This is a genomic window from Nocardia sp. NPDC058519, from assembly GCF_042719755.1.
In the GTDB taxonomy this organism is placed as follows: Bacteria; Actinomycetota; Actinomycetes; order Mycobacteriales; family Mycobacteriaceae; genus Nocardia.
Window position 1 is genome coordinate 224,897 of record NZ_JBHXNK010000008.1, and the last position, 10,082, is coordinate 234,978.

Annotated in this window: 8 protein-coding genes; 6 read left to right on the top strand and 2 right to left on the bottom strand. The window is 67.8% G+C overall.

All coding sequences use genetic code 11. From position 1 onward, the window contains the following. Nucleotides 1-60 precede the first annotated feature (60 nt). Both ACFWPK_RS12690 and galE read left to right on the top strand, forming a co-directional pair. Nucleotides 61-747, top strand: coding sequence for a metal-dependent transcriptional regulator (locus ACFWPK_RS12690; protein WP_378914910.1), 687 nt, complete (start codon nt 61-63; stop codon nt 745-747). A gap of 3 nt (nt 748-750) precedes the next feature. After that, a complete protein-coding gene (gene galE / locus ACFWPK_RS12695) occupies nt 751-1,731 on the top strand; it encodes a UDP-glucose 4-epimerase GalE (RefSeq protein ID WP_378914880.1) in 981 nt (326 codons plus the stop codon). A gap of 10 nt (nt 1,732-1,741) precedes the next feature. Here the strand turns inward: galE and ACFWPK_RS12700 are convergent, their stop codons facing one another. Continuing rightward, nucleotides 1,742-2,908 carry a DUF4192 domain-containing protein gene (locus ACFWPK_RS12700; RefSeq protein ID WP_378914882.1) on the bottom strand — a complete coding sequence of 389 codons (1,167 nt, stop codon included), beginning with the start codon at nt 2,906-2,908 and terminating at the stop codon, nt 1,742-1,744. A gap of 146 nt (nt 2,909-3,054) precedes the next feature. Next, nucleotides 3,055-3,777, bottom strand: a complete 723-nt coding sequence (locus tag ACFWPK_RS12705; RefSeq protein ID WP_378914884.1) for a sensor domain-containing protein — start codon at nt 3,775-3,777, stop codon at nt 3,055-3,057. A gap of 199 nt (nt 3,778-3,976) precedes the next feature. Here ACFWPK_RS12705 and ACFWPK_RS12710 point away from each other — a divergent pair, with 199 nt between their 5' ends. The 4 genes from ACFWPK_RS12710 to speD all read left to right on the top strand — a co-directional run bounded on the left by ACFWPK_RS12710 (nt 3,977) and on the right by speD (nt 9,936). Further along, nucleotides 3,977-4,921 (top strand): proteasome assembly chaperone family protein, encoded by a 945-nt coding sequence (locus ACFWPK_RS12710; protein ID WP_378914886.1) that lies wholly within the window; start codon nt 3,977-3,979, stop codon nt 4,919-4,921. Nucleotides 4,922-5,015: 94 nt separating this feature from the next. Further along, on the top strand, nt 5,016-7,514 hold the full coding sequence (locus tag ACFWPK_RS12715; protein WP_378914888.1) for a DEAD/DEAH box helicase: 2,499 nt from the start codon (nt 5,016-5,018) through the stop codon (nt 7,512-7,514). Between the two features lie 104 nt (nt 7,515-7,618). Beyond that, the gene (locus ACFWPK_RS12720; RefSeq protein ID WP_378914890.1) at nt 7,619-8,722 is read left to right on the top strand and encodes a type III PLP-dependent enzyme; all 1,104 of its coding nucleotides are present in this window, start codon (nt 7,619-7,621) and stop codon (nt 8,720-8,722) included. Nucleotides 8,723-8,730: 8 nt separating this feature from the next. Next, the gene (speD, locus tag ACFWPK_RS12725; RefSeq protein WP_378914892.1) at nt 8,731-9,936 is read left to right on the top strand and encodes an adenosylmethionine decarboxylase; all 1,206 of its coding nucleotides are present in this window, start codon (nt 8,731-8,733) and stop codon (nt 9,934-9,936) included. The last annotated feature ends 146 nt before the right edge of the window (nt 9,937-10,082 follow it).

Here is a 10,082-nt window from a genome sequence, read left to right on the forward strand (position 1 = left end):
TCCGACGGGCGGGCCGGGGTTCGCGCGTGGGTAGAATTCGTGCTGACGAAGGGGTATCAGGTGAAGGATCTGGTCGACACCACGGAGATGTATCTCCGTACCATCTACGACCTCGAGGAAGAGGGCGTGGTGCCCTTGCGGGCGCGTATCGCCGAACGCCTCGAGCAGAGTGGTCCGACGGTGAGCCAGACGGTCGCGCGGATGGAGCGCGACGGCCTGCTGCTCGTCGCCGGCGACCGCCATCTCGAACTCACCGACAAGGGCCGGTCCATGGCCGTGTCGGTGATGCGCAAGCACCGGCTGGCCGAGCGGTTGCTGGTCGACATCATCGGATTGGACTGGGAGAACGTGCACGCCGAGGCGTGTCGCTGGGAGCACGTGATGAGCGAGGAGGTGGAGCGGCGCCTGATCGAGGTGCTCAACCACCCGACCACCTCGCCCTACGGCAACCCGATTCCCGGCCTGGACGAACTCGGCCTCAGCGACGCTCCCGCCCCCGAGGAGAAGCTGGTCCGGCTTTCCGATCTGCCCAACGGCGCGCTGCACGCGGTGGTCGTGCGCAGGCTGGCCGAGCACATCCAGACCGACCCCGAGGTCATCGGGCGGTTGCGTGAGGCGGGCGTGGTGCCCGACGCACGCGTTACCGTGGAGACCAAACCGGGTGCGGTATTGATCACGGTGCCGGGTCACAACGGTTTCGAACTGTCCGAAGAGATGGCGCATGCCGTCCAGGTGAGGCTGGTCTGATTCGTGAAACTCCTTGTCACCGGCGGCGCCGGCTATGTGGGTGGCGGCTGCGCCGCAGTGCTGCTCGAAGAGGGCCACGAGGTCGTCGTCGTCGACGACCTCTCGACCGGTAACGCCGACGGCGTCCCGGCCGGTGCCCGATTCGTCGACGGCGATATCGCCGTCGCCGCCCCCGAACTGCTGCGTGCCGAATCCTTCGACGGCGTCCTGCATTTCGCGGCACAGTCGCTGGTCGGCGAGTCGGTGGAGCAGCCGGAGAAGTACTGGCACGGCAATGTCGTGAAGACGCTGACGCTGCTCGAGGCGATCCGGGAGACCGGCACGCCGCGCCTGGTGTTCTCCTCCACGGCCGCGGTGTACGGCGAGCCCGAGCAGGTCCCGATCACCGAGGACTCGCCCACTCGCCCCACCAATCCCTACGGTGCGAGCAAGCTGGCCATCGATCACGCCATCACCTCCTATGCGGCGGCGCACGATCTGGCCGCGACCAGCCTGCGGTACTTCAACGTGGCAGGCGCGTATGCCGGGCTCGGCGAGAACCGGGTCGTGGAAACACATCTGATCCCCCTCGTGTTGCAGGTGGCACTGGGTCACCGCAAGGCCATTTCGGTGTACGGCACCGACTGGCCGACGCCGGACGGTACGTGTGTGCGCGACTACATCCACATCCGCGATCTGGCGCAGGCACACCTGCTCGCGCTGTCGTCGTCGCAGCCGGGCACACACCGGATCTGCAACCTCGGTTCGGGCACCGGTTTCTCGGTGCGCGAAGTGATCTCGGCGTGCGAGCGGGTCACCGGCCTGCCGATCGAGACGATCGACGCACCGCGGCGCGCGGGCGATCCGGCCGTATTGATCGCCTCCAGTGACCGCGCGGTCGCCGAACTGGGCTGGCAACCAGAGCACAATGACCTCGACGAGATCGTCTCCGACGCTTGGGATTTCCTGCGCTCCCTCGGCACGAAAGCCCACAGCGCTCGCTGAAACGCCCGCCTCACGGTGCGATCGGGCCGATGTCGACCCCGAGATCGGCGGCGATCTGGTGACCGCAATGCGCGAGTCTGCGTAGCCGTTCGGGCCGCAATCCGGTCTGCAGCGACGTCTCCAGCAGTGCCGCCATCGCGTGCTCGGCGTCGGCCTCGACGGCGGCGGCGATAGCGACACCGGCGAACGGTCCGTCGCCGCGCAGGTAGGCGCTGAAACCCAGCAGGGCCGCTGCTTCGGCGCGGTCGGTACCTGGAGTCGCCCGAGCCAGCTGCGCCCACAGCAGCTCGGCGGCTTCGGCGTGATCGCCCAGTGCCAGCCCGTACATGGCGTCGCGGATCGGCCGGTCACGCAGGGTCGCGGCCAGTCGCGCGAGTTCGCGATCGGCCCGCGGTGCGCCGGAGGCGGTGTCGGCGATCTGCCACAGCACCCATTCCAGTGCCCGCCGCTGGTAGGCTGCCGTGTTCCCGGCGCGCGTGGCCGCGGCCAGCCCACCCCGGTACCGCGCGTCCGCCGCCCCGAGCTGGGCACGCACTCGCGCGCTCAGCAGGTCGTCGGGAATCATCAATGCGGTCATCTCGTGGCGGGAACCGCGAATCTGCTTGCCTTCCAGCACATGTGACAGCGCCACGATCGACGATGACGGATCGGCGACCAGGCCGGTCCCGACCGTGCCGAACACGCTGCTGTAGCGCTCGCCCACCGCGATCGCGGGCACCGACCAGGCACCGCGCACCGCGATACCGTCCTCGGCGAGCACGTCGATCAATTCGGCCGCGCGCAAAACTTCCTCGCCCTCGAACTCGGCGCGGTCCTCGACGAAGACGGCGAGCACCCCGGTTGCCTCTTCGCGCAAGCAGATCGATGCCAGGCAGGCGGTGAACTGGTCGAGCAGCCGCATGTCGGTGGCCACGTCGAGGTCGAAGCGCACCACTGCCTCGATTGCCTCGGCCACGCCACCCGCCACCTCGTGCAGAACGGCGACAACGAGGGATCGCTCGGGAACGAAGCCGAGCATCGCGGGCAGGGCGGCGATCAGTTCACCGGGTTCGTCGACCCGCAGTGGTGGGCGTGGCAGTCCGCCGGGATAGCGGGGGGTGGATTCGGCGCAGCCGAGTGCGCGGGGAAACGGCCCGGTGCGCTCGGCCCGGCGGGTGGGATTCGTCGAAGGCGTCATGGCTCCACCGTGCCCGCCGCCTACCGCACACCGGGTGCGCCGAACTGGGCTTTTATCCGCCCTGTGAGTAGCGCCGACACTGTGGAGTAACCCCGGTCCCGGCGATGCGCCGTCGGCGAATCTGTCACCGCCTCGTGGTAGATCCGTCAGCTGCCTCGTACGGAGGCAACGGTTGTCGCGAACATCTCGTCCACAGCGGCCGTATCCGGTTGTCCCGCACCGAAAGTCATCGACGTCACCGTGATTCGCACGTCGCCGATCTGTCCGATCGAGGTCTGCATCGTCTGCGTGAGCCCCACACCACCGACCTCGGGAACCACGGTGCGCCGCAACGCTATCGCATCATCGGTACCGACAGGCACAGCCTGGTCGAGCACGGTTGTGACGGTGGAGCCGGCACCGGCCCGCCGAACCTGGATCTGCCCGCATTCGTGGAGTCGATCGCGCAGCCGGGCCACCGGTTCGGCGCTCCGCGACAATTCGACGGTGAGGGTGGCCCGGCTCGCATCGTCGGTCCCGACCGCCACCGCCGCGGGCTCCCCACCGGGCTCTGCCTCGATCGGCGTGCACTGCGCGGGGCTGACCGATGCGCCCGCCCCCACGCCGTCGAGATCGGCCGCGGCCGCCGTCGCCGCCTGTGCAGGCAGCACCACCGCCGGGTATCGGGCCGGAAACCGCGAAGGTGGCGGCAGTAGTTCGGCCAGCGAACCCTCGACCTGCCGCACCGACACCGCACTCTCGGCGACCGGCGTCCCACTGACACTCTGCGCGCACCCGGTGAGTGCCAACGACACCGCCGCCAACCCCAGCCACCAGCGGCGCAAGGCCGGATCACCCACGCGAATCGGTGTCGTCTGCGCCACGTTCACACCGTCCACTGTGCCCCACCGCGCCGATCGGCCCGGTCGCGCCACGCCGGGCGGGAATGCGCGGCGTGTCCGTGCTGTTGCCTACCAGGACGAGCCGTCCCCGGCCGTGTGCGATGGCACTAGCTCGCGTGGGGGACAATGGAGATCCGCTTCCCCACCCCCGCGAGCGATGGTGGACCGCGCAGGAAGGAGAAACGCGATGGATGACCAGTCGCATATGTACGAACTGGAGTTCCCGGCGCCGCAGTTGTCCTCGGACGACGGTGCGGGCCCCGTACTCGTGCACGGCCTGGAAGGTTTCACCGACGCCGGACACGCCGTGCGCCTGGCGACGACCCATCTGCGCGAGAGCCTCGAATCGGAACTGGTCGCGTCCTTCGATGTCGACGAGCTGCTCGACTACCGCTCACGCCGTCCGCTGATGACGTTCCAGACCGATCATTTCGCCGATTACGCCGAGCCGGAACTGAACCTGTGGGCGCTGCGCGACACCGCGGGCACCCCGTTCCTGCTGCTCTCGGGACTGGAACCAGACCTGCGCTGGGAGAAGTTCACCACCGCGGTGCGGCTGCTTGCCGAACAGCTCGGCGTGCGCCGCACGATCGGCCTTTCGGCGATTCCGATGGCCATCCCGCACACCCGTCCGCTCGGCGTCACCGCGCACTCCTCGGATCGTTCGCTGATCGGCGAGCACCAGCGCTGGCCGGGCGAGTTGCAGGTACCGGGCAGCGCGTCCTCGCTGCTCGAGTACCGGATGGCGCAGCACGGCCACGAATCGCTCGGGTTCTCGGTGCACGTGCCGCACTACCTGGCCCAGACCGATTATCCCGAAGCCGCGCAGACGCTGCTGGAGAATTTCGCCGACAACGCGGGCCTGGACCTGCCGCTCTCGGCGCTGGGCGAGGCGGCCGCGCGCGTGCGCGAGCAGGTCGCCGAGCACATCGCCGGCAACGAGGAGGTGGAGACGGTCGTCACAGCGCTGGAACGCCAGTACGACAGCTTCGTCACCGCCCAGGAACGCCAGTCCAGCCTGCTGGCCGCCGACGGCGAACTGCCCAGCGGTGAGGAGCTCGGCGCGGAGTTCGAGCGCTTCCTGGCCGAGCAAGGTGGTTACGACGACACCTCCGGCGACGGTAAGGACTGACCCACCCGACCCACTAGGCGTACCTCCGCCTTCGCTCCGGCCGTGCGCAGGTCTGACGAGGGCTTCGCCCGCTGCGCAGACTAGGGTGGTCGGAGTGGATCTGACCGACCTGCTGGAAATTCCCGGGACCGACGCCGACGCGCTCTACGAGTCGTTCGCGGCGTGGGCCGCCGAGCAGGGCACATCCCTGTATCCAGCGCAGGACGAGGCGCTGATGGAGTTGGCGTCGGGGTCCAATGTCATTCTGGCGACGCCGACCGGCTCCGGAAAGTCTCTGGTGGCGGTCGGCGCGCACCTGTTCGCGATGGCCAACGGGCAGCGCAGCTATTACACCGCGCCGATCAAGGCCCTGGTCAGTGAGAAGTTCTTCGCGCTGTGTGAGGTGTTCGGCGCGGAGAACGTCGGCATGGTGACCGGTGACGCGGCGGTCAACGCCGACGCCCCGATCATCTGCGCCACCGCGGAGATCCTGGCCAACCTGGCGTTGCGCGAGGGCGCGGCGGCCGAGGTCGGCCAGATCGTGATGGACGAGTTCCACTTCTACGCCGACCCCGACCGCGGCTGGGCGTGGCAGGTGCCGATCATCGAACTCCCCCGCGCCCAATTCCTGCTGATGTCGGCGACGTTGGGCGAGGTGGACTTCTTCGCCGCCGATCTCGAGACGCGCACCGGCCGCTCGACCACGGTGGTCGCGGGCACCGAACGTCCTGTCCCACTGACGTTCTCGTACGTGCGTACGCCCATCACCGAAACCCTCGAAGAGCTGGTGACCACCCACCAGGCACCGGTCTACGTCGTGCACTTCACCCAGGCCGCCGCCCTCGAACGCGCGCAGGCACTGACGAGCGTGAACTTCGCCTCCCGTGCCGAGAAGGACGCGATCGCCACCGCCATCGGCGATTTCCGGTTCGCGTCGGGCTTCGGCAAGACGCTCTCGCGCCTGATCCGCCACGGCATCGGCGTGCACCACGCGGGAATGCTGCCCAAATATCGCCGCCTGGTGGAGAAACTCGCCCAGGACGGCCTGCTGAAAGTGGTGTGCGGCACCGATACCCTCGGCGTCGGCATCAACGTCCCGATCCGCACCGTGCTGCTCACCGGCCTCACCAAATACGACGGTGTGCGCACCCGCAGGCTCAAAGCCCGTGAGTTCCACCAGATCGCCGGGCGCGCGGGCCGTGCGGGCTACGACACCATGGGCACCGTGGTGGTGCAGGCACCCGAGCACGAGGTGGAGAACACCCGGCTGATCGCCAAGGCGGGCGACGACCCGAAGAAGCAGCGCAAAGTGGTGCGCCGCAAGCCTCCCGAGGGTTTCGTGTCGTGGAGCGAGGAGACCTTCGACCGGCTCATCGCCGCCCCGCCCGAGCCGATGGTCTCGCGCTTCGCGGTGACGAACTCGATGCTGCTCAACGTGATCGCGCGCCCCGGCAACTGCTTCTACGCGATGCGTCACCTGCTAGAGGACAACCACGAGCCGCGCCCCGCGCAGCGCAAGCACATCCTGCGCGCCATCCGCCTCTACCGTTCGCTGCGCGATGCCGGTGTGGTGCAACAACTTTCCGAACCCGACGCGAAGGGCCGGATGGCGCGGCTCACCGTCGACCTGCAACGCGACTTCGCCCTCGATCAGCCGCTGTCGCCGTTCGCGCTGGCCGCGTTCGAACTCCTGGATCGCGAAAGCCCCACCTACACCCTCGATGTGGTCTCCCTGATCGAGGCGACCCTCGAGGACCCGCGCCAACTGCTGATGGCCCAGCAGCACAAGGCCCGTGGCGCCGCCGTCGCCGAGATGAAGGCCGACGGCATCGAATACGAAGAGCGGATGGAGCTGCTCGAAGAGGTCACCTGGCCCAAGCCCCTGTCCGAGCTGATCGACCCCGCGTTCGAGACCTACCGGGCCGGTCATCCCTGGGTGTCGGAATTCGCGCCGTCGCCGAAGTCGGTGGTGCGCGACATGATCGAGCGCGCGATGACCTTCGCCGAACTGATCTCGCACTACGAACTGACCCGATCCGAGGGCGTCGTGCTTCGCTACCTCGCCGACGCCTACCGTGCCCTGCGCCGCACCGTGCCCGATGCCGCGCGCACCGAGGATCTCGACGATCTCACGGAATGGCTCGGCGAACTGATCCGCCAGGTCGACTCGAGCCTGCTCGACGAGTGGGAACAACTCACCAACCCGGGCGCCGAGAACGACGCCCAGCAGATCGCCTTCGGCGCCGAAACGGTGCGCCCGATCACCGCCAACGAACGCGCCTTCCGGATCATGGTCCGCAACGCCATGTTCCGCCGCGTGGAGCTGGCGTCGCGTCGCCGCTGGTACGAACTCGACGAGCTGGGCACCGGCCCCGACTGGGCCGAGGACTTCGCCCCCTATTTCGACGAGTACGACACGATCGGTACCGGTCCCGACGCGCGCGGCCCGCAGCTGTTCGCAGTGGAGCAGCGGCCCGGTTTCTGGCATGTGCGCCAGGTGATCGACGACCCGGCCGGCGATCACGGCTGGGCGCTGACGGCGATCGTGGATCTCGAGGAGTCCGACGCCGCGGGCGAGGTCGTGTTCGACGAGGTCACAGTCATAGCAGGCTGAGTAATACCAGCTGCCTATGACCAATATGACGAATGTTTGACGGATTCGTTGTTGGGTAGGCGCCGCTGATAGTCTCTCCCGGCCGCCGAGGAGAAAGTTCACCGTTGCCCGAATCCCCGTACCTTGTCATCGACCCTGAGCGGGTACGTGCCAATTACCGAACCCTCGACGCCGCCGTCTCCGCGGGCACCCGGATCAGGTACGCGGTCAAGGCGGCACCGGTGGCCGAACTGATCGCCCTGCTCGACGACGAGGGCGCCGAATTCGACGTCGCCAGCATCGGCGAGATCGACCAGTGCCTCGAGCTCGGCGTCGCCCCCGAGCGGCTCTGCTACGGCAACCCGATCAAGAAGAGCGCCCACATCGCGCGCGCCTTCGCCCTCGGCGTGCGCCGCTACGCCTTCGACACCGAAGACGACCTCGACCGCATCGCCGAGCACGCGCCCGGCTCCGAGGTCGAGTGCCGCTTCCTGTCCTCGGCGCCCGAATCACGGACACCGTTCGGCACCAAGTTCGGGTGCTCGACCGCCGAAGCCCTGCGACTGCTGGTGCGCGCCCATGATCTGGGCCTGACGGTCGGCGGCCCCTATTTCCACGTCGGCTCCCAGCAGCTCGACCCCGCCGCCTGGCGGATCGGCATCGAGCAGGCCGGTGAGATCGTCAAGGCGCTGGCGGACAAGAACATTCACGTCACGGCGGTCAATGTGGGCGGCGGTCTGCCGATCTCCTACGCCGAGCAAGCCCCCGAACTCGACGCGATCGCGGCCGCCATTTCGAGCGCCGCCGCCGAGTTCCTGCCCGCGGCCACCGGCCTGATCGTGGAACCCGGCCGTGCGCTGGTGGGTAACGCGGGCACCATTCACGCCGAGGTCGTCGGCGTGCGTTTCGCGCCGGACGGCCGGCGCTGGGTGTATCTCGACATCGGCCGATACAACGGTATGGCCGAGACTGAGAACGAGTACATCGCCTACCGTTTCGTCACCGATCGCGACGGCGATCCGGTCGGGGAGGCGGTGGTCGCGGGTCCGACCTGCGACGGCGACGATGTACTGTATCAACGCACGAAGGTCCTTCTGCCGACCACGTTGCGAGCCGGTGACCGGATTCAGATCCTGCACACCGGCGCCTATACCGCGAGTTACTCGTCGGTGTCCTTCAATGGTTTTCCGCCCTTGACCGTTCATGTCTCGGGCGCTGAGCGAGAGTGAGTTTGCCCATGACGGCGGAATTCACCGGCTGGCACGTGCTGGCCGAGTTCGGTGGCGTCGACACAGACCTGTGTGACGATCTCGAACGACTCGAATCGGCGTTGCGTGAGTCTTTGATCGCGGCGGGCGTCACCATCTGCGAAGTCGTACATAAAAAGTTCGATCCGCAGGGGGTGACCGTCCTCGCGCTGTTGTCGGAGTCTCACGCCTCGATTCACACTTATCCGGAGTCCGGCGACATCTTCGTCGACGTCTTCACCTGCGGCAGCATCGGCGCGGGCGCGACGAAAGCAGTCGAACTGCTCCGAGACAAGTTGTCCCCCACCACTGTTCGGATGCAGGTGGTCCAGCGTGGCCACGGCGCCGAGAAGATCTACGAACCGGTGGGCGACGGCCTGACCCGGATCTGGGATCTGCACGAGGTGATCGTCGATACCAACACCCCGTTCCAGCACATGGTGATCGCGCGGACCGATCAGGGGATCTCCCTGTTCTCCGACGACGATCGCCAGTCCACCGAGTTCTCCCAGGTCACCTACCACGAGGCCATGATGGTCCCGGCGTTCGTGCTGGCGGAGAAGCTCGATCGGGTGCTGATCATCGGTTCGGGTGAGGGTGTGGCCTCGCAGATGTCGGTGGCGGCCGGGGCGACCCTGGTCGACCATGTCGATATCGATCAGCGCGAAGTGGAGCTGTGCGCCGAGCACCTGCCCTACGGCTACACCACCGCCGAGCTCACCGCCGCCGTGGCGCACGAGGGCCCGATCCACGTGCACTACGCCGACGGCTGGGATTTCCTGGCCAAGGCCCAGGAAGCCGGCACCCGCTACGACGTGATCGTCATCGATCTGCCCGACGAGCGCGTCGAGGATGCCCAGCACAACCGCCTCTACGAGGCGGAGTTCCTGTCCCGATGTAAGGCATTGCTCGCCCCCGGCGGCGTGCTGTCGGCCCAGGCCGGTTGCGCGACCATGTGGCGCAACGAAACGCTGAAGCGTTCGTGGGGCCGTTTCCACGAGCAGTTCGCCACCGTGGTCCCCTACGGCAGCGACGAGCACGAGTGGACCTTCCTGTTCGGCCTGAACGAGAAGATCGACGACCCGGTCCGCGGCATGCGCGACCGCCTCGCCCTGCTCCCCTACCGCGCCGAAACCATCGACGCGCGGGCACTGGAGCGCGGCGCGATCGAGCCGTACGCCCTGCGCGACCGGTAGGAATCTGCACCGACAGCGGGCCCGGACGCCTTATGCGTCACGGCCCGCAGTCAAGGGTACGGCGAAAACGGCACCGGGGCGCGCCCCGACTTGGCACCATGCCAAGACCCATTTACCAAACAAACCAATACGCCCATGAAAACGAC

What these genes read in the sequence shown, in the direction of transcription:
- ACFWPK_RS12710 (WP_378914886.1), top strand. Translation starts at nt 3,977, where the DNA reads ATGGATGACCAGTCGCATATGTACGAACTGGAGTTCCCGGCGCCGCAG.
- ACFWPK_RS12700 (WP_378914882.1), bottom strand. Translation starts at nt 2,908, where the DNA reads ATGACGCCTTCGACGAATCCCACCCGCCGGGCCGAGCGCACCGGGCCG.
- speD (WP_378914892.1), top strand. Translation starts at nt 8,731, where the DNA reads ATGACGGCGGAATTCACCGGCTGGCACGTGCTGGCCGAGTTCGGTGGC.